The sequence below is a fragment of the Tistlia sp. genome (genome assembly GCF_040905785.1).
GTDB lineage: Bacteria > Pseudomonadota > Alphaproteobacteria > Kiloniellales > DSM-21159 > Tistlia.
Genome location: NZ_JBBDQW010000075.1, coordinates 38,499 through 56,138, shown reverse-complemented (window position 1 = coordinate 56,138; position 17,640 = coordinate 38,499). Strand labels below are relative to the sequence as shown.

The window sequence follows — 17,640 nt, the reverse complement described above, 5'->3', positions numbered from 1 at the left end:
GGACTCAACCACGACCGCCACACCGGCGGCCGGCAGGGAGGGGCGATGAAGGTCACCGTGGACATCGACTGCACGCCCGAGGAGGCGCGCGCCTTCCTCGGCCTGCCCGACGTGGCGCCGATGCAGGCCTCGCTGATGGCCGAGATCGAGAAGCAGATGAAGGCCAATCTCCAGGCGATGGACCCGGAGACGCTGTTCAAGACCTGGCTGCCGGCGACGATGCAGAACTGGGAGCAGCTGCAGAAGCTGTTCCGGAACCAGATGGCCGGCAGTGGCCGGAAGGAGTGACACTTTGGACGCCCTGGACGCGATCCTGACGCGCAGCTCGGTGCCGGCGCGGCTGCTGGGCGAGCCGGCGCCGAGCGACGGCGAGCTCGCCGAGGTCTTCGCCGCGGCCGTGACCGCGCCGGATCACGGCTCGATCCGCCCCTGGCGCTTCGCGGTGATCCGCGGGCCGGCGCTGGAGCGCTTCGCCGACCTCTTCGCCGAGGCGACCCGGCGCCGCGATCCCGAGGCCGGTGCGGCCGTGCTCGAGGAGGCGCGCCGCAAGGCGCTGCGCAGCCCGCTGGTCATCGCCGTCTGGGCGGAGATCCGCGAGGACCATCCCAAGGTGCCGCCGATCGAGCAGATCGTCTCGGCCGGTGCGGCGGTGCAGAACATGCTGATCGCACTGCACGCCAAGGGCTACGGCGCGATCCAGCTGACCGGCCCGAACGCCCACGACCCCTTCGTCAAGGCCGGCTTCGGGCTCCAGCCCAAGGACGAGATCGTCGGCTTCCTCTACGTCGGTACCCCGAGCGAGCCGCCGGCGGCCAAGCGCCGGCCCGATGCCGCGGCCTTCGTGCGCCACTGGGACGGCGCCGCCGCCCTCGATTCCGCAGCCGACTGAGCCCTCAGGAAGATACGGACCGGCAGCGGAACCGTGGCGGATCGGGACAGCATCTTCGCCCTCTCGACGCCGCCGGGCACCGGCGCGATCGCCGTCCTGCGCCTTTCGGGCCCCGGGGTCGGCGACGCCCTCGAGGAGCTGCTCTCCGGCCCGCTGCCGCCGCCCCGGCGCTTCAGCCAGCGCGCGCTCCGGGCACCCGACGGCGAACTGCTCGATCGCGGGGTGGTGGTCTGGCTGCCGGCCGAGGCGGGGAGCTACACCGGCGAAGACATGGCAGAGCTCCAGGTCCATGGCGGGCTCGCGGTCGTGCGCTCCCTGCTCTCGCTGCTCGCGTCGCTGCCCGCCTTCCGACCGGCCGATCCCGGCGAATTCACACGGCGCGCCTTCGAGGCGGGCCGGCTCGACCTGGTCGCCGCCGAGGCGGTCGCCGACCTGGTCGCCGCCGAGACCGCGCGCCAGCGGCGCCAGGCGCTGGCCGGCACCGAGGCCCTGACCGGGCGCCTCGCTGCCTGGGAAGGCGCGCTGGTCGCGGTCTCGGCGCGTCTGGAGGCGGCGATCGACTTTCCCGACGAGGATCTGCCCGCCGATCTCCTGGCGCGGGTCCGTGCGGAGACCGCCGGCCTCCGGGACGCGCTCCTGGCCGCCAGCTATGAGGTCGCGCTCGGCGAGCGGCTGCGCCAGGGCTTCGAGATCGCGCTGGTCGGCGCGCCCAATGCCGGCAAGTCGAGCCTGCTGAACGCCCTGGCGCGTCGGGAGGCGGCCATCGTCCACGAGACGGCGGGCACGACCCGCGACGTCGTCGAGGTCCGGCTCGATCTCGCAGGCTTCGCGGTGACGCTGCTCGATACGGCGGGCCTGCGGGCGGCGGCCGCGGTCGACCCCGTCGAGCAGGAAGGCATGCGCCGGGCCCGCGCGCGCGCGGCGGGGGCTGATCTCGTCGTTGTCCTGTTCGACAGCGAGATATTGCCGGTCATGGATCACGAAACGCTAGATCTGGTGGATGATCGGAGCCTGGCGGTGCTTTCGAAGTGCGATCTCGAAGCCGGCGGGGCAATGGCGCCCGGCGGCCTGCGAGCGCTGCGCGTGTCGGCGAAGACCGGCGAGGGCCTCGAGGCCTTGCAACAGCGCCTGGCCGAGCGGGTCACGGACCTATGTTCGGGGCAGGGCGATGCGCTCTTCAACCGCGAGCGCCATCGCGCCGCCCTCGCCGCCTGTGCAGAGGCGCTCGAGCGAGCCCTCGCGGCGAGGGAGCCGGCGCTGATGGCAGAGGATCTGCGGGTTGCCCGCAGCGCCCTGGGGCGACTGGTCGGGCGAATCGACGTCGAGCGGCTGCTCGACTCGGTCTTTCGCGAGTTCTGTATCGGCAAGTGACGCTGTTTCACGTGAAACAGCGGCATCGCCTGGCGACCCGGCGCCTTGACCGACGCGCACGGGCCTCGCATCTTGCGGACATGGCACCGCATTGGGACGTTCTGGTGGTCGGAGGCGGGCACGCCGGCTGCGAGGCGGCGGCGGCGGCGGCGCGCCTGGGTGCCCGGACCCTGCTCCTGACCCACCGGCCAGAGACCATCGGGGCGATGTCGTGCAATCCGGCGATCGGGGGTCTGGGAAAGGGCCACCTGGTGCGCGAGATCGATGCCCTGGACGGTCTCATGGGCCTCGCCGCCGACCGGGCCGGCATCCAGTTCCGGCTACTCAATCGCAGCAAGGGCGCGGCAGTCCGGGGCCCGCGGGCCCAGGCGGACCGCAAGCTCTATCGCCAGGCGATGCAGGGGCTGCTCGCCGAGCAGGCCGACTTGGCGATCGAAGCCGGGGCGGTCGAGGATCTGCTCCTCGACGGCGAGGGACGCTGCTGCGGCGTGCGCCTGGCGTGCGGGACGGAACGGCTGGCCGGCGCCGTGGTGCTGACCACGGGAACCTTCCTGCGGGGCGTGATCCACCTGGGCGAGAGCCAGACTCCTGCCGGCCGCGTCGGCGAGGCACCGGCCGTTCCCCTGGCCCTGACCCTGCAGCGCCTGGGCTTCGCGCTCGGCCGCCTCAAGACCGGCACGCCGCCGCGGCTCGACGGGCGCAGCATCGGCTGGGCGGATATCGAGCGCCAGTTGGGTGACGACCCGCCTGAAGCCTTCTCGACCCTCACCGAGACGATTGCCAATCCGCAGGTCGCCTGCGGCGTCACCTTCACGGGCCCCGAGACGCACGCCCTGATCCGCGACAATCTTCATCGCAGCGCCATCTACAGCGGCGCCATCGAGTCGCTCGGACCGCGCTACTGCCCCTCGATCGAGGACAAGGTGGTGCGCTTCGCCGAGCGGGAGCGGCATCAGGTTTTTCTCGAGCCGGAGGGCCTGGAAGACGACACGGTCTATCCCAACGGCATCTCGACGTCGCTGCCGGTCGAGGTTCAGAAAGCCTTCCTGAAGACGATCCCCGGGCTCGAGAAGGCCGTGATGCTGCAGCCCGGCTATGCTATCGAGTACGACTTCGTGGACCCCCGGCAGCTGAGCCGCGAGCTGGAATGTCGCCGTCTCCCGCGCCTCTACCTCGCGGGCCAGATCAACGGCACCACCGGGTACGAGGAGGCCGCCGCCCAAGGTCTCGTCGCCGGTCTCAACGCGGCCTTGGCCGCAGGTGGCGCCGAAGCCCGCTTCCTGCCGGACCGCGCGGACGCCTATCTCGGCGTGTTGATCGATGACCTGACCGGACGCGGCGTCACCGAGCCCTACCGGATGCTGACCAGCCGCGCCGAGTACCGGCTCCGGCTTCGGGCCGACAACGCCGACCAGCGGCTGACCGGGGTCGGCGTGGCGCTCGGTTGCGTGAGCCGCCGCCGGGAGCAGGCCTTCGCCGCCAAGACGGCGGCCCTGGCCGAGGCGCGGCGGCTGGCCGAAAGCCTGTCCGCGACGCCCGATGCCCTCGCGCGCCATGGCCTCGCGATCAACCGCGACGGTTTGCGCCGCAGCGCGTTGGCGTTACTCGCCTATCCCGAGGTCACCTGGGCACGGCTCTCGACGGTCTGGCCGGCGTTGGGTGCCGTCGCGCCGGCGATTGCCGAGCAGCTCGAGACCGACGCCCGCTACGCCAGCTATCTGACGAGGCAGGAAGCCGATGTAGAGGCTTTCCGCCGTGACGAAGCCCTGCGGCTGCCGCCGGCCCTCGACTACCGGCAGGTCCCCGGACTGTCTCGCGAGGCCTCACAGCGACTGTCCGAGGCGCGCCCGCTGACGCTGGGCTCCGCGTCGCGCCTGCCCGGCGTGACCCCGGCGGCGCTCCTGACGCTGCTGCGCTATGTCAAGCGTACCTCCGGCAGGGCGGCGTGATGGCCGCGCCGCTGACGGTGGAGGATCTGGCCGACCGGATTCCTGTTTCACGTGAAACACAGACCAAGCTCGAACTCTACGAGGCGACCCTGCGCCGCTGGAACCCTGCGATCAACCTCGTCGCCCGCAGCAGCCTCGAGGACCCCTGGCGCCGGCATTTCCTCGACTCCCTCCAACTCCTGCCGCTGATCGCGGCGGAAGGGGGTTCGTTGCCCCGGATTCTCGATCTCGGCAGCGGCGCGGGCTTTCCGGGGCTGGTGCTGGCCGTCGCCGGCGCCGGCGAGCTGCACCTGGTCGAATCGGATCGCAAGAAAATCGCCTTCCTCAGGGAGGTCGCGCGCGCCACGCAGACCCCGGTGACGCTGCACAACGAGCGCATAGAGGAATTGCCGCCGCAGCGCGCGGATTTCATCACCGCGCGCGCCCTGGCCTCCGCCGAGCGGCTCCTGGCCTGGTCGGCACCGCACCGGCAGGCGGGCACGGTCTGCCTTTTCCACAAGGGGCGCGGCGCGCAAGCCGAATTGACCCGACTCCCTAGCTCGGTGCAGGATCGCAGCGAGCTGTTGCCGAGCCTCAGCGACCCGGAGGCGCGCATCCTTCGCATTCGAGGACCCTGGACATGAACCCTGAGCCGGTCACCATCGCCGAGCGCGAAACCGCCGGCCCCGCAGCGCTCGCCCGTGCCCTCCCGGTGCGCACCAGCCGCATTCTCGCCGTCGCCAACCAGAAGGGCGGGGTCGGCAAGACGACCACGACGATCAACTTGGCGACTGCGCTGGCCGCCTGCGGCAAGGAAGTGCTGATCGTCGACCTCGACCCCCAGGGCAACGCCAGCACCGGCCTCGGTCTCGACCCCTCGAGCCGCAAGATTACCGTCTACGACGTGCTCATGGGCGAGCGTCCGCTCCTTGAGGCCGTGGTCGACAGCCCCGTGCCGCACTTGCAGATCGTTCCGGCCTCGGTCGAGCTGTCCGGTGCCGAGATCGAGTTGGTCGGCGAGATGGCGCGTGAGAACCGGCTGCGCAGCGCACTCGCCAGCTGCGCCGGCACTTGGGACTACATCCTAATCGACTGCCCACCGGCGCTCGGACTGCTGACTCTCAACGCCATGGTCGCCGCCCATTCCGTTCTGGTGCCGCTGCAAGCTGAGTTTTACGCCCTGGAGGGCCTGAGCCACCTGCTGCGTACCATCGAGCGCGTGCGTCGCGCTCTCAATTCGGAGCTCCGAATCCAAGGGGTCGTGCTGACCATGTACGACAAGCGCAACAACTTGTGCGACATGGTCGCCAAGGACGTGCGGCAGTATCTCGGCGCCCAGGTCTACGACACCATGATTCCGCGCAATGTCCGGATCTCCGAGGCGCCCTCCCACGGCAAGCCGGTGCTGCTCTACGACTTCCGCTGCGCCGGCGCCCAAGCCTACATCCGCCTTGCCCGCGAGATGCTGCGCCGCGAGGAGGCGCCGAAGCCGCTCGCCGCGATCGCCTCGTGAGCGGCGGACAGATCCCGATGACCGACAGCGACGCCCCCCGCCGCAGCAACCTCGGCCGAGGCCTGGCGGCCCTGCTCGGCGAGGACAGCGAGGACTACGCCTCCCTCGACCGCATGCGCAGCGCCAAGGAAGTGCCGATCGAGCGCCTGCACCCGAGCCGCGTGCAGCCCCGTCGCACCTTCACCGAAGATGCGCTTGAGAGCCTGGCCGCCTCGATCCGCGAGCAGGGCCTGCTGCAGCCGATCCTGGTGCGCCGCCATCCCGAGCGCACCAACGACTACGAGATCATCGCCGGCGAGCGGCGCTGGCGGGCCGCCCAGCGCGCCCAGGTTCACCAGATTCCGGTGGTCATCCGCGAGCTCACCGATGCCCAGGCGCTCGAGGCCGCCCTGGTCGAGAACGTCCAGCGCCAGGACCTCGACGCCATCGAGGAAGCCGATGGTTACCGCCGCCTGATGGAGGAGTTCGGCCACAGCCAGGACGACCTGGCCCGGCTGATCGGCAAGAGCCGGCCGCATATCGCCAACACGCTGCGCCTGCTCAACCTGCCCGAAGCGGTCAAGGAAAGCCTGCGGGCGCGGACCCTGACCGCCGGCCACGCCCGGGCGCTGCTGTCGGCACGCGATCCCGAGGCCCTGGGCCGGCAGGTCGTCGAGCGCGGCCTCTCGGTGCGCGAGACCGAGCGCCTGGCCGGCGAGGCGGCGAAGACGCCCCGGACCAGCCGCCAGCGGGCCGCCGCGGAGCGGTCCGCCAAGGCCTCGAAGGACGCCGATACCCTGGCGATCGAGCGGGATCTGGCCCAGGTGCTCGGCCTCAAGGTCCTGATCGACCTCAAGGACGGCGAGCGCGGCACCCTGACGATCCACTACGATACGCTCGACCAGCTCGACGACGTGCTGAAGCGCCTGAACAAGGCGGGCCAGCTCTAACCGGGCAGGGGCGGCGGGTTCAGCGCGCGCCGGTATCAGCGCGCCGGGCGCCGCTCGCGCCGCGCCGCCGCCAGCGCCGCCAGTTCCAGCAGCAGCCGGCCGCTCAGGGCCTCGTCGGGAAAGCCCGTACGCTTGCAGTCCGCCTCGGCCGCCATCAGCCGGTCCAGGGCCGACCCCAGCGCGCGCGGCGGCCACAACCGCATCTGTGCCTTGAAGGCCGCCGCCTGTTTCCAGAACACCGGTGGCCGCAGCTTCTTCATGGCGGCCTCGGCGTCGCCGCTCTCGCTCGCCAGGCCGACGGCCAGGTGGAGGCGCTGGAAGTGCCGGGAGACCGCGCGCAGCAGACCGACGGCCGTGACGCCCTCCTGCAGGCTGCGGGTCAGCGCCCGGTCGGCGCCGGCGAGGTCGCCGGAGCCGACGGCCAGCGCCAGGTCGTCCAGGCTCAGCGCCGCGCTGTCGCCGATCATCGCGCGGGCATCCTCGAGCTCGACGCGGCGCTTCGCGCCCTCGCCCATGTAGAGCACCAGCTTGTCGAGCTCGCGCCGCGTCAGCTGGCGGTCGCCACCGAGGTTGGCGGCAAGGTAGGCGGCGGCGTCCGGCGAGGCTGACAGCCCGGCCGCGCGGAGGCTCTCCTCGACGACCCGGCCGACGTCCCGGGCCTCGTCGCGGTAGCAGGCGATGACCGCCGCCTCGGGCCCGGCCGCCTCGAAGGCCTTGACCAGGGCCGCGCGCTTCGGGAGGTCGCCGGCCTCGACGACGACCAGGGCCTCGCCGGGCAGCGCGGCCAGGAACTCCTGGACCAGGCGGACCTGGGAATCCGCCAGGTCGCGCAGCGCGACGACGCGCCGGCCGCCGGTGAAGGAGAGGGCGGCCGCCTCGTCGAACAGGCGGGTCGGATCCTCCTTGAGGTCGCCGCCGGTCAGCTCGGTCAGGCGAAAGGGATCGTCGGCAGCGCCGAGCACGGCCGTGCGCGCGCCCTTGGCTCGCTCGCGCACCAAGCCGGCATCGGGGCCATAGAGCAGCAATGCGCGCAGCGTCGGCGGCGGGGCCTTGACCAGAGCCTCGGCTTGCTGCGGCTTGATCAGCATCGGCGGCGCGCGCCCCGGGCCCTGGTCAGGGCGCGACGGCGCCGGTCGCCAGGCGCTCGAAGTAGGCGGCCAGGCGAAGCCTCATCTGCTGCGCCAGCTGATCGATGCCACGATCGCGGGCGTCCGACTCGGCGGCATAGGTGCCGAACTCGGAATCGACGATGTTGTACGAGACGATCGACTTGGCGACGCCGCGGGTCATCAGCACTTTGTCGGCGTTGCGCACCAGCCGGTAGCTGCCGGCCAGGATCAGGTTGGCCCGGGTTGCCGTCTCGTCCTTGCGGACGCCGACCTCCTGCTCCTGGATCTCCAGGTCGACGCTGAGGTTGTAGCGTGGATCCACCGGCTGGCCGCGGGGGTTGAGCTCGTTGCGCAGGGCATTGTGCAGCTGCTGGCCGGGGCGGTCCGCGATCGGCAGGATCCGCACCGTCTGCAGCTCGCCCACGGTCGTTCCGCCTGCCGGGTGCTCGCCGTAGAGCGGCCGCAGGCCGCAGCCGGCGAGCGCGCCGGCCAGCAGCAGGACGCCGGCCGCCAAGAGAGCCGTGCCGCGCGCGGAACGGCGGCGGCCCGGGGCGCCTGCCGCGGCCCTAGGCAACGATGTTGACCACACGATTGGGCACGACGATCACCTTGCGCGGCTCCTTGCCCTCGAGATGCTTGCGGACCGAGTCCTCGGCCAGCGCGGCTTCGCGCACCAGCGCCTCGTCGAGGTCGCGGGCGAGATCCAGCCGGCCGCGCAGCTTGCCGTTGACCTGGATCGCGACGGTCACGCTCTCGTCGACGGTCAAGCGGCCGTCGGACTCGGGCCAGGGCTGGTCGGTCAGCAGGCCGGTGCGACCGAGATGGCGCCAGAGCTCCTCGCCCAGGTGCGGGACCATCGGCGCGGCGAGGCGCGCCAGCATTTCGCAGGCCTCGCGCAGGGCCCAGCGGTCGGCCTCGTCGCGCGGGGTGAAGCCGCCGAGCGCGTTGGCCAACTCGTAGAGGCGGGCGACCGCCTTGTTGAAGCCGAAGCCTTCGATGTCGCGGCCGACCTGCTCGACCGTCTTGTGAACCTGGCGACGCAGCACCGTGGCCTCTGCGCCGAAGGCCTCCGGCGCCGCCGAGCCGGGCGCCGGAAGCGAGGGCGCGGCCTCGGTCACCAGTCGGAATAAACGCTGAACAAAGCGCCAGGCGCCCTCGATGCCGGCCTCGGTCCATTCCATGTCCCGGTCCGGCGGGCTGTCGGACAGCATGAACCAGCGCGCCGTGTCGGCGCCGTAGCTGCCGATGATCGCCTCGGGATCGACCGTGTTGCGCTTGGACTTGCTCATCTTCTCGACCCGGCCGAGGGCGACGGGACGGCCGTCGGCGGTGGCGAGCCGGCCCTGGGCGTCCCGCTCGACCTCCTCGGGTGACAGCCAGCGGCCCTCCGGGTCCCGGTAGGTCTCGTGGCAGATCATGCCCTGGGTGAAGAGCGCGCCGAAGGGCTCGGCCTCGCGGGTGTAGCCGAACCGCTTGAGGCCGCGCGTGAAGAAGCGCGAGTAGAGCAGGTGCAGGATAGCGTGCTCGATGCCGCCGATGTACTGGTCGACCGGCATCCAGTAGTCGAGCGCCGCCCGGTCCAGCGGCGCCGCCTCGAGCTGCGGCGAGCAGAAGCGCGCGAAGTACCAGGAGGAATCGACGAAGGTGTCCATGGTGTCGGTGTCGCGCTCGGCGGCGCCGCCGCACTGCGGGCAGGCGACCGCCTTCCAGGTCTCGTGGCGCGACAGCGGGTTGCCGGGCTGGGCGAAGTCGACGTCCTCGGGCAGCGCGACCGGCAGGTCCGCGGCGGGCACCGGCACGGCGCCGCAGCCCGGGCAGTGGACGATCGGGATCGGGCAACCCCAGTAGCGCTGGCGCGAGACGCCCCAGTCGTGCAGCCGGTACTGGACCGTGCCGCGCCCGGCCTCCAGGGACTCGAGGCGTTCGACGGCCGCGCGCTTGGCCTCGGGCACAGCGAGGCCGTCGAGGAAGGCGGAGTTGATCAGGGTGCCGTCCTCGACGAAGGCCTCGTCCTCGACCTCGAAACCGTCCGCGGCACGGTTCGCCGGCAACACCACCGGCACGACCGGCAGGCCGTACTTGCGGGCGAAGTCGAGGTCGCGCTGGTCGTGCGCGGGGCAGCCGAAGATCGCGCCCGTGCCGTACTCGTAGAGTACGAAGTTCGCGACGTAGAGCGGCAACCTGCGCTCCGGGTCGAAGGGGTGGCTGACGCGCAGCCCGGTGTCGTAGCCCTGCTTCTCGGCGCGCTCGATGGCCTCCTCGCTGGTCCCCAGACGGTCGCACTCGGCGATGAAGTCGCGCAGCGCCGGATCGCCGGCGGCCAGCTCGGCGGCCAGCGGATGGTGCGGCGAGAGGGCGCAGAAGGAGGCGCCGAACAGCGTGTCGGGCCTGGTCGTGAAGACTTCGAGCGCATCGTCGCGGCCCTCGAGGCGGAAGCGGACCCGCGCGCCCTCGGAGCGGCCGATCCACTTGCGCTGCATCATCCGGACCTTTTCCGGCCAGCCGTCCATGCCATCCAGGGCATCGGCCAGCTCATCCGCAAAGGCGGTGATGCGGAAGAACCACTGCGACAGCTTGCGCCGCTCGATCGGCGCGCCGGAGCGCCAGCCGCAGCCGTCGATGACCTGCTCGTTGGCGAGCACGGTGCGGTCCACCGGGTCCCAATTGACCCAGGATTCCTTGCGGTAGACCAGCCCGGCCTCGAGGAACTGCAGGAACAGGTGCTGCTGGTGCCGGTAGTAGCTCGGATCGCAGGTCGCCAGCTCGCGGCTCCAGTCGATCGAGAGACCCATCGACTTCAGCTGTTCGCGCATGGCGTCGATGTTGGCGTACGTCCAGGCCGCGGGGTGCACGCCGCGTTCCATGGCCGCGTTCTCGGCCGGCAGGCCGAAGGCGTCCCAGCCCATCGGGTGCAGCACGTTGAAGCCGCGCGCACGCTTGTAGCGCGCGATCACGTCGCCGATGGTGTAGTTGCGCACGTGCCCCATGTGGATGCGCCCCGAGGGATAGGGAAACATCTCGAGGACGTAGTACTTCGGGCGCTCCGGATCGGCCTCGACCCGGAAGCAGCCGGCCGCGTCCCACGCCGCCTGCCACTTCGGCTCGCTGACCTTCGGATCGTAACGGCTCATGGGAGTCCTCGTGCTGCGGCCGGCAAGGGCCGCGGTCGTGATCGGTGCCGCGCCGGCGCGGGCGAGCCAGCGCTCGCGCCCGGGCTCAGCCCGCCTGCGCGATGCGCAGCTGCCGGGCCCGCGTCAGGATCGCGTCCTCCATCTCGGTATTGGTCTCCTCGCTGGCCGGCGCGTCGGCCCAGACACCGGCCTCGTCGCGGACCTGGCGGAACACGGAGGCACGGACGCCGTCGGCGCGCAGTTCCCGTCCCAGGATGAAGATGTTGACCTTGAAGCGCTCGCGCGCGCTCTGCTCGGGCGTGTACCACTCGGTGATGATGACGCCGCCGAAGGGATCGGCCGAGGCGAGCGGCATGAAGGACAGCGTGTCAAGCGAGGCGCGCCACAGGAAGGCGTTGACGCCGATGCCGGTGCCGCCGCCGTCGAACCCGGGCTGCTCCTTGCCGCCGCCGAAGAGATTGAGGCCGCCGGGGCCGAACAGGCTTTCCGACTCCTCGTAGGTGGCACCACCGCCTGGCCTGCTGCGGGGGTACGTCGTATTGGGGTCTGCTGCCGAGCAGGCGACGAGGCCGCCGACCAGGAAAGCGGCTACGGCGCCGCGAAGCAGGGGCCTGGCGGCCCGCGACAGACCGGTCGTGACGGAGAGGTTCAAGGACGGCATCGCTCTTCTTCAGTGCAAGCCCACCGCCGGTCGCGGGGGGTGGTCCGAGGGCGCCCGATGATAGACCATGGCCTTCGCCGCTGCGTCAAGCTGGCGGGGTTCTCCGGCTGCCCCGGCGTGCGCCCCCGCGTGAGCCGTGAGCGCGCTCGCGGCCCCGTCGGCGCCGAGGGGGCGGGGCGACGCAGCCCGATCGCTGCTTTCGCCCGGCGCGGCGACCCCGACCTAAGGCTGTTCGCGAAGGTGGCTCACTAAGGCTTTGTATCGACGGAGCTTCGCCGCCCTGTGGCATCGATGACACAGTATTGTCCAAACAGCACAGGACCGGCACGATCCACGTTGACCGGGGCCCGGCCGTCGAAGAGACTGCGCCTCGGATCGGAGCGCGGCTCGGCGCATCGATCGCCTTCTGTGACCGGGGTCGGGGACACTCCCATCCCTCTGGGGCAGAAAATCAACCGGTCCGGCACAAGCCGGGCTTAAGAAGGAAGGGTTGAGCAATGAAGAAGCTTCTTCTCAGCGGTACGGCTCTGGCGGCTGCCGGTGCTGTCGCTGGTGTGGCTGCTCCCGCCCAGGCTCAGATTGAGCTCGGTCTCGGCGGCTACATGTGGCAGTACGTTGGCTACGCCAACAGCGACACGAACATGGGCTCCGACAGCGACGCCTTCAACGGCTTCGACGTCAAGTCCAACTCCGAAATCTTTTTCGTCGGTTCGACGACCCTGGACAACGGCCTGAAGTTCGGCGTCAACGTCCAGCTCGAGGCCAACAGCAACGCCGCCGACCAGATCGACGAGTCGTTCCTGTTCGTCGAGGGTTCGTTCGGCCGCTTCAACATCGGCTCCGAGAACTCGGCCGGCTACCTGATGACCTACACGGCGCCGAACGTCGGCGTGGGCATCAACTCCACGGGCATCCTGACCGGCTTCCTGCCGCAGGGCGGCGGCACGACGGCGCAGTTCTTCCGCGCGCCGCTCGGTTCGACCTACCTCGAGGTCGATGCCAACAACGACTCGAACAAGATCACCTACTTCACCCCGCGCTTCTCGGGCTTCCAGTTCGGTGCGTCCTACCTGCCGGATCCGCAGCAGGACTCGAACTCGCAGGTCGACGAGGCGACCGTCTCCTACCGTGACGGCTTCTCGCTGGGCGCCAACTTCGTCGAGTCCTTCAGCGGCTTCGACGTCGCCGTTTCCGGTCGCTACGACTGGGCGAACGACGAGTCGGCTGCCAGTACCGACCCGCGGGTCTGGTCCGTGGGCGCGCAGGTCGGCTACGCCGGCTTCTCCGTCGGTGGTTCCTATGCGGACGCCGACGACATGGGCGCCAACACCGGCCGTTCCTATCACGTCGGTGCGGCCTACGAGACCGGCCCCTGGGGCGTCTCGATCGGCTACTTCAACGGCGAGGCGGACGGTTCCGCCGCTCCGGGCGACGACGAGTACCAGGCCTACGAGGGCGCGGTTGCCTACGCCTTGGGCCCGGGCATCACGGCCGTCGGCTCGGTCAGCTACCAGGACGTCGAGGCCGACAACGGCAACGAGACCGAGACCTGGGCTGTCATCGGTGCGTTCAGGCTCGCTTTCTGATCCGCGACCGATACCTGACCACGAGAGGGGGAGCGGCTTCGGCCGCTCCCCTTTTTCGTTCCCCGCTTTTCGTGCCGGGGGATTGCCGGCCCGCTCGCTGCCGGCGGTTTGCGTCCGCCGCGGGCGCTGAGTAGTCTGGGCGCGCAAGCATCCGGGCCTTCCGCCCTGGCCCGTCCCGTGGAGCGCCGCCAAGTGACATCAGCCGGTCTCGCCAAGCCGTCGCCGGCGGCCCGGCCCTCGAGCGAGGGCCCTGAAGCGCCGCCCGCCGCCGACCCGTCCCGCGCCTCGGCGCCGCTGGGCTTCGCCGAGCTGATCCACCCGCTCGCGCCCGACCGCTTCTTCTCGGAATTCTACGGGCGCCAGCCCCTGCACATCCCCGCCGGTTCGCTCGACAAGGCCGGGCGCACCGTAAGCTGGGCCGAGGTCAACCAGATGCTGGCGATGACCTCGATCTGGAGCGACTCCTCCCTGGAGCTCGCCCTCGCCGGCCGCCCGGTGCCGCCCCAGAGCTACTGCTACGAGGGCATCGACCGCGAGGGCCGCCGAACCCTGAAGCCGGACACGGCGCGCGTCCAGGAGGCGGTCGCCCGCGGCGCGACCCTTGTGCTCAACTACATCGATACGCTGGTCCCGGGCATCCGCTCGACGGCCGCCGCCGTCGCCTCGGCGACCGGCGCACCGGTCTCGGTCAGCCTCTTCGCCTCCTGGCAGAAGGTCCAGGGCTACAACGTCCACTTCGACACGCAGAACGTCTTCGCGCTCCAGGTCGTCGGCCGCAAGACCTGGCGGATCTATGCCAACCGCGAGGTCAATCCGGCGCGCATTCCCGGCTTCGACAGCGCCAGCGTGCCGCCGGACGAGGCGGAGAAGCGCAAGGGGCCCCTGCTGCTGGAAGTGACGCTCGAGCCGGGCGACCTGCTCTACGTGCCGCCCGGCTTCTACCACCAGGCACTGGCCGAGAGCGACGCCTCGGTGCACGTCGGCTACGGCGCCTGTCACTTCGTGATCCAGGACTTCCTGAACCTGCTGGTCCGCGACCTGCCGAAGATCCCGGCCTTCCGCGCGCCGCTCGCGCACTTCGACGAGCCGGAGGCCCTGGCCCGCCAACTCGCCGAGGTCGCCGAGCAGCTGCGGGCGATCGTCGCGCAGCCGCAGCAGGCCGAGACCATGCGCGGCTTCCTGCGCGCCAAGGCCTTCGAGCAGTACGCCGTCTTCGACCTGCCGCAGCGGCGGCCGAACCAGCGGTTCCGCCTGCGCCGGACGGCGAAGGCCCCAGATGCCGGCACCGGCACCCTGGCGGCGGACTTGGCCGCCTGGGCCGGCCGTGCCGAGCTCTTCGCCCTCAGCGACCTCCGGGCCGCCTTCGCGGAGCGCCCGGAAGCCGAGCTCGAGGCCGCGCTCCAGGACCTGATCCGCCGCGGCCTGGTGGAGCCGGTCTGAGGCCATGGCGACCCTGACGCCCCCCGGCTTCCGCCCGGCGACCCTCGGAGCCCCGGGCGCCGTCCCGATCCCGGGACAGGCCGCCGCGCTGCCGCCGGCACGTCCGACCCTTGTCTGGCTGGCCTCCTATCCGAAGTCGGGCAACACCTGGCTGCGTCTGTTCCTGGCCAACTACCTGCTGGACCGGACCGAGCCCTATCCGATCAACCAGGTCCACAAGATGACCTTCGGCGACATGCTCGCCGAGCCCTACGTCAAGCTGGCCGGCAAGCCTGCCGGGGCTCTCGACGCGGCGACGATCCACCGGCTCAAGCCGCGCGTGCATCGGCTGCTCTCGACCCAGGGGCCGGACCTGATCCTGATCAAGACCCACAGCGCGCTCTTCGTCGAGGACGGCATCCCGAGCATCACCGTGCCGGCGACCCGAGCCACGGTCTACCTGGTGCGCAATCCCTTCGACGTCGCCGACTCGGTCGCCCACCACTACGGGCTCAGCCTCGACGACGCGGTCTCCTCGCTCTGCTCGCCGGGCAGCGAGCTGCACGGCGACGGCCTGCGCACGCTCGGCCAGAAGATCGGCGCCTGGGGCAGCCACGCGACCCGATGGGCCGACGCCCGCCCGCTCAAGCCCCTGGTGCTGCGCTACGAGGACATGCTGCGCGCGCCCTTCGACGCCTTCTCCGCCGTCATCCGGCATCTCGGCGTCACCCACGACGCGGCGCGCATCCAGCGCGCCGTCGGCTTCGCCTCCTTCGAGGAAGCACGAAGCCAGGAGGACCGCTTCGAGTTCCTCGAGCGCTCCCTGCAGGCCGAGAAGTTCTTCCGCGTCGGCCGCGTCGGCAAGGGCTTCGAGTCCCTCGACGAGGGCCAGCGCCGGCGCCTGATCGAGGCCAACCGGGAGGCGATGCGCCGCTTCGGCTACCTCGACGCCGACGACCGGCCGGTCCTCTGAGGGGCGGCGCCGTGGGCGGCATCCTCTGGCTCGCGTCCTACCCGAAGTCGGGCAACACCTGGGTCCGGGCCTTCCTGGCCAACCTCTTCGCCAACCAGCCCGGGCCGCTGGCCATCAACGAGTTCAACCGCTTCGCCGTCAGCGACCAGCGGGTCGGCGAGTACGAGACCCTGACGGGGCGCGCCTACCAGGACATCGACGACGAGGAGGTCAACCGGCTGCGTCCCCAGGCGCAGCGCATGATCGCCGCCTCGCGGCCCGAGACCGTCCTCTGCAAGACCCACAGCAGGATCGCCGTGCTCAAGGGCTCGCCCACCGTCGAGCCGAGCGTCACCACCGGCGCCGTCTACGTGCTGCGCAACCCGCTCGACGTCGCGCCCTCCTACGCCGACCACTTCGGCATCGATCTCGACACCGCGATCGCCTACCTCTGCGACCCGAACAACCACATCCAGCGGCACGACCGCCTGACCTTCGTCTACCTCGGCAGCTGGCAGGAGCACGCGACCAGCTGGCTCGGCGCCCCGGGCCTGCGCTGCCACTTCCTGCGCTACGAGGATCTTCTGGCCGAGCCCGCCCGCGGCTTCGGCGGCCTGGTGCGCTTTCTCGGCCTGCCGGCCGATCCGCGGCGCTTCGAGCGGGCGTTGCGCTTCTCCTCCTTCGACGTGCTGCGCCGGCAGGAGGAGCAGAGCGGTTTCGTCGAGCGCTCGCCCAATGCCGAGCGCTTCTTCCGGGGCGGGCGGGCCGGCGTCTGGCGGGACATCTACACGCCGGCCCAGCTCGAGCGGCTGATCGAGGGCTGCCGCGACGGCATGCGGCGCTTCGGCTATCTCGACGAGCACGACCGGCCGGTCGAGACGGCGCTGCCGATCCGCCAGCAGACGGGGGCGGCGGGATGAGTTCGGAGCCGGCCGCGCAGGCGATCGCCGCCAGCCTCGCCGAAATCCGCACGCGCATCGAGCGCGCCGCCGAGGCGGTCGGCCGACCGGCCGGCGAGGTCACGCTGGTCGCGGTCTCCAAGACCTTCGGCGCCGAGGCGGTCGCGGCCGCCATCGCCGCCGGCCAGCGGGTCTTCGGGGAGAACCGGGTGCAGGAGGCCCAGGGCAAGTTTCCGGAGCTGCGCGCGCGTCATCCGGACCTGGAGCTGCACCTGATCGGGCCGCTGCAGAGCAACAAGACCGCCGAGGCGGTGGCCCTGTTCGACGTCATCCAGACGCTCGACCGGGAGAAGCTGGCGCGTGCCCTGGCGCGCGAGATGGCCAGGCAGGGCCGGCGGCCGCGCTGCTTCGTCCAGGTCAACACCGGCGAGGAGCCCCAGAAGGCCGGGGTGGCGCCGGCGGAGGCGGCGGCCTTCGTGCGGCTCTGCCGCGACGAGCTCGGGCTGCCGGTCGAGGGGCTGATGTGCATTCCGCCGCTCGAGGACGCGCCGGCGCCCCACTTCGGGCTGCTGCGCGGCCTCGCCGCCGACTGCGGCCTCGCCGGCCTGTCGATGGGCATGAGCGCGGACTTCGAGGCCGCGGTCCAGCTCGGCGCAACCCACGTGCGTGTCGGCAGCGCGATCTTCGGCAGCCGTTCTTAGTCTGGGTCTCTCACCAGCACGCCGTCGCCGGGCGCCGCGTCGCGCAGCAGGCTGCGCAGGTCCTCGTGGGCGAGGGCGACGCAGCCCTCGGTCGGCCGCCAGTCCGGCCGCGCGCAATGCAGGAAGATCGCGCTGCCGAGACCGGGGCGTGGCGGGTCGTCGTTGTGGCCGAGCACGACCAGCAGGTCGTAGAGCCCGTCCTCGCGCCACAGCTGCTCGTGGCTGGCGGGGAAGGGCAGGGCGACCGGCCGGTTGTAGGCGGGGTGGCCGGGATCGTCGCACCAGCCGTCCTGCGGCGCGATGGCGGCGGCCGGCAGCGGCCAGGCGGCGGGCGTCTCGCGGTCGGGACGGAACAGCAGGCGGCGCAGCGGCCAGCGCCCGAGTGGCGTCGCCCCGTCGCCCTCGCGCTTGGCTTCGGCCGCGACCACGCCGCCCCGGCCGACGACGCAGCGCCAGCGCTGCGCGCCCCAGCGGGCCTGCCAGGCGGCCCCGTCACGGGTGACGACGAGATCCATGGCGAGCGCTATAGCGCGGCGCGCGTCCCGGGGCCAG

Annotated in this window: 17 protein-coding genes; 12 read left to right on the top strand and 5 right to left on the bottom strand. The window is 71.4% G+C overall.

Features of this window, described 5'->3' with window-relative positions; genetic code table 11:
• Positions 1-45: 45 nt before the first annotated feature.
• The 7 genes from WD341_RS17725 to WD341_RS17695 all read left to right on the top strand — a co-directional run bounded on the left by WD341_RS17725 (position 46) and on the right by WD341_RS17695 (position 6,630).
• Complete coding sequence (locus tag WD341_RS17725) at positions 46-288, top strand: DUF6489 family protein (RefSeq protein WP_368426818.1); 243 nt, start codon at positions 46-48, stop codon at positions 286-288.
• A 4-nt stretch (positions 289-292) separates the two neighbouring features.
• Positions 293-889, top strand: coding sequence for a nitroreductase (locus WD341_RS17720; protein WP_368426817.1), 597 nt, complete (start codon positions 293-295; stop codon positions 887-889).
• Positions 890-922: 33 nt separating this feature from the next.
• Positions 923-2,260, top strand: coding sequence for a tRNA uridine-5-carboxymethylaminomethyl(34) synthesis GTPase MnmE (gene mnmE / locus WD341_RS17715; protein WP_368426816.1), 1,338 nt, complete (start codon positions 923-925; stop codon positions 2,258-2,260).
• Positions 2,261-2,340: 80 nt separating this feature from the next.
• Positions 2,341-4,209, top strand: a complete 1,869-nt coding sequence (gene mnmG, locus WD341_RS17710; RefSeq protein ID WP_368426815.1) for a tRNA uridine-5-carboxymethylaminomethyl(34) synthesis enzyme MnmG — start codon at positions 2,341-2,343, stop codon at positions 4,207-4,209.
• Positions 4,209-4,832 carry a 16S rRNA (guanine(527)-N(7))-methyltransferase RsmG gene (gene rsmG, locus WD341_RS17705; RefSeq protein ID WP_368426814.1) on the top strand — a complete coding sequence of 208 codons (624 nt, stop codon included), beginning with the start codon at positions 4,209-4,211 and terminating at the stop codon, positions 4,830-4,832. Before mnmG ends, rsmG begins: the two co-directional genes overlap by 1 nt.
• On the top strand, positions 4,829-5,701 hold the full coding sequence (locus WD341_RS17700) for a ParA family protein (RefSeq protein ID WP_368426813.1): 873 nt from the start codon (positions 4,829-4,831) through the stop codon (positions 5,699-5,701). The genes rsmG and WD341_RS17700 overlap by 4 nt, the downstream gene beginning before the upstream one ends.
• A 17-nt stretch (positions 5,702-5,718) precedes the next feature.
• Complete coding sequence (locus WD341_RS17695) at positions 5,719-6,630, top strand: ParB/RepB/Spo0J family partition protein (protein WP_368426812.1); 912 nt, start codon at positions 5,719-5,721, stop codon at positions 6,628-6,630.
• A gap of 35 nt (positions 6,631-6,665) precedes the next feature.
• On the opposite strand, the gene holA is transcribed toward WD341_RS17695, so the two are convergent.
• From holA to WD341_RS17675, 4 genes are all read right to left on the bottom strand, one after another.
• The gene (gene holA / locus WD341_RS17690) at positions 6,666-7,718 is read right to left on the bottom strand and encodes a DNA polymerase III subunit delta (protein WP_368426811.1); all 1,053 of its coding nucleotides are present in this window, start codon (positions 7,716-7,718) and stop codon (positions 6,666-6,668) included.
• 25 nt (positions 7,719-7,743) lie between these two features.
• On the bottom strand, positions 7,744-8,253 hold the full coding sequence (gene lptE, locus WD341_RS17685; protein ID WP_368426810.1) for an LPS assembly lipoprotein LptE: 510 nt from the start codon (positions 8,251-8,253) through the stop codon (positions 7,744-7,746).
• A 52-nt stretch (positions 8,254-8,305) separates the two neighbouring features.
• Entirely contained in the window at positions 8,306-10,870 is a 2,565-nt protein-coding gene (leuS, locus tag WD341_RS17680) for a leucine--tRNA ligase (RefSeq protein ID WP_368426809.1), read from the bottom strand.
• Positions 10,871-10,955: 85 nt separating this feature from the next.
• On the bottom strand, positions 10,956-11,522 hold the full coding sequence (locus tag WD341_RS17675) for a DUF3576 domain-containing protein (RefSeq protein ID WP_368426808.1): 567 nt from the start codon (positions 11,520-11,522) through the stop codon (positions 10,956-10,958).
• Positions 11,523-12,028: 506 nt separating this feature from the next.
• Here WD341_RS17675 and WD341_RS17670 point away from each other — a divergent pair.
• The 5 genes from WD341_RS17670 (at position 12,029) to WD341_RS17650 (ending at position 17,088) form a co-directional block, all read left to right on the top strand.
• Positions 12,029-13,117, top strand: coding sequence for a porin (locus WD341_RS17670; RefSeq protein ID WP_368426807.1), 1,089 nt, complete (start codon positions 12,029-12,031; stop codon positions 13,115-13,117).
• A gap of 192 nt (positions 13,118-13,309) precedes the next feature.
• A complete protein-coding gene (locus WD341_RS17665; RefSeq protein ID WP_368426806.1) occupies positions 13,310-14,557 on the top strand; it encodes a cupin domain-containing protein in 1,248 nt (415 codons plus the stop codon).
• Between the two features lie 4 nt (positions 14,558-14,561).
• Complete coding sequence (locus WD341_RS17660; protein WP_368426805.1) at positions 14,562-15,509, top strand: sulfotransferase domain-containing protein; 948 nt, start codon at positions 14,562-14,564, stop codon at positions 15,507-15,509.
• Positions 15,510-15,520: 11 nt separating this feature from the next.
• Positions 15,521-16,408 carry a sulfotransferase domain-containing protein gene (locus WD341_RS17655; RefSeq protein WP_368426804.1) on the top strand — a complete coding sequence of 296 codons (888 nt, stop codon included), beginning with the start codon at positions 15,521-15,523 and terminating at the stop codon, positions 16,406-16,408.
• The gene (locus WD341_RS17650; RefSeq protein WP_368426803.1) at positions 16,405-17,088 is read left to right on the top strand and encodes a YggS family pyridoxal phosphate-dependent enzyme; all 684 of its coding nucleotides are present in this window, start codon (positions 16,405-16,407) and stop codon (positions 17,086-17,088) included. The genes WD341_RS17655 and WD341_RS17650 overlap by 4 nt, the downstream gene beginning before the upstream one ends.
• Here the strand turns inward: WD341_RS17650 and WD341_RS17645 are convergent.
• On the bottom strand, positions 17,085-17,603 hold the full coding sequence (locus WD341_RS17645; protein ID WP_368426802.1) for a L,D-transpeptidase: 519 nt from the start codon (positions 17,601-17,603) through the stop codon (positions 17,085-17,087). The two genes, WD341_RS17650 and WD341_RS17645, sit on opposite strands and share 4 nt — an antisense overlap.
• Between the last annotated feature and the right edge of the window lie 37 nt (positions 17,604-17,640).

What these genes read in the sequence shown, in the direction of transcription:
- WD341_RS17725 (WP_368426818.1), top strand. Translation starts at nt 46, where the DNA reads ATGAAGGTCACCGTGGACATCGACTGCACGCCCGAGGAGGCGCGCGCC.
- mnmG (WP_368426815.1), top strand. Translation starts at nt 2,341, where the DNA reads ATGGCACCGCATTGGGACGTTCTGGTGGTCGGAGGCGGGCACGCCGGC.
- rsmG (WP_368426814.1), top strand. Translation starts at nt 4,209, where the DNA reads ATGGCCGCGCCGCTGACGGTGGAGGATCTGGCCGACCGGATTCCTGTT.
- WD341_RS17700 (WP_368426813.1), top strand. Translation starts at nt 4,829, where the DNA reads ATGAACCCTGAGCCGGTCACCATCGCCGAGCGCGAAACCGCCGGCCCC.
- WD341_RS17695 (WP_368426812.1), top strand. Translation starts at nt 5,719, where the DNA reads ATGACCGACAGCGACGCCCCCCGCCGCAGCAACCTCGGCCGAGGCCTG.
- holA (WP_368426811.1), bottom strand. Translation starts at nt 7,718, where the DNA reads ATGCTGATCAAGCCGCAGCAAGCCGAGGCTCTGGTCAAGGCCCCGCCG.
- leuS (WP_368426809.1), bottom strand. Translation starts at nt 10,870, where the DNA reads ATGAGCCGTTACGATCCGAAGGTCAGCGAGCCGAAGTGGCAGGCGGCG.
- WD341_RS17670 (WP_368426807.1), top strand. Translation starts at nt 12,029, where the DNA reads ATGAAGAAGCTTCTTCTCAGCGGTACGGCTCTGGCGGCTGCCGGTGCT.
- WD341_RS17660 (WP_368426805.1), top strand. Translation starts at nt 14,562, where the DNA reads ATGGCGACCCTGACGCCCCCCGGCTTCCGCCCGGCGACCCTCGGAGCC.
- WD341_RS17650 (WP_368426803.1), top strand. Translation starts at nt 16,405, where the DNA reads ATGAGTTCGGAGCCGGCCGCGCAGGCGATCGCCGCCAGCCTCGCCGAA.
- WD341_RS17645 (WP_368426802.1), bottom strand. Translation starts at nt 17,603, where the DNA reads ATGGATCTCGTCGTCACCCGTGACGGGGCCGCCTGGCAGGCCCGCTGG.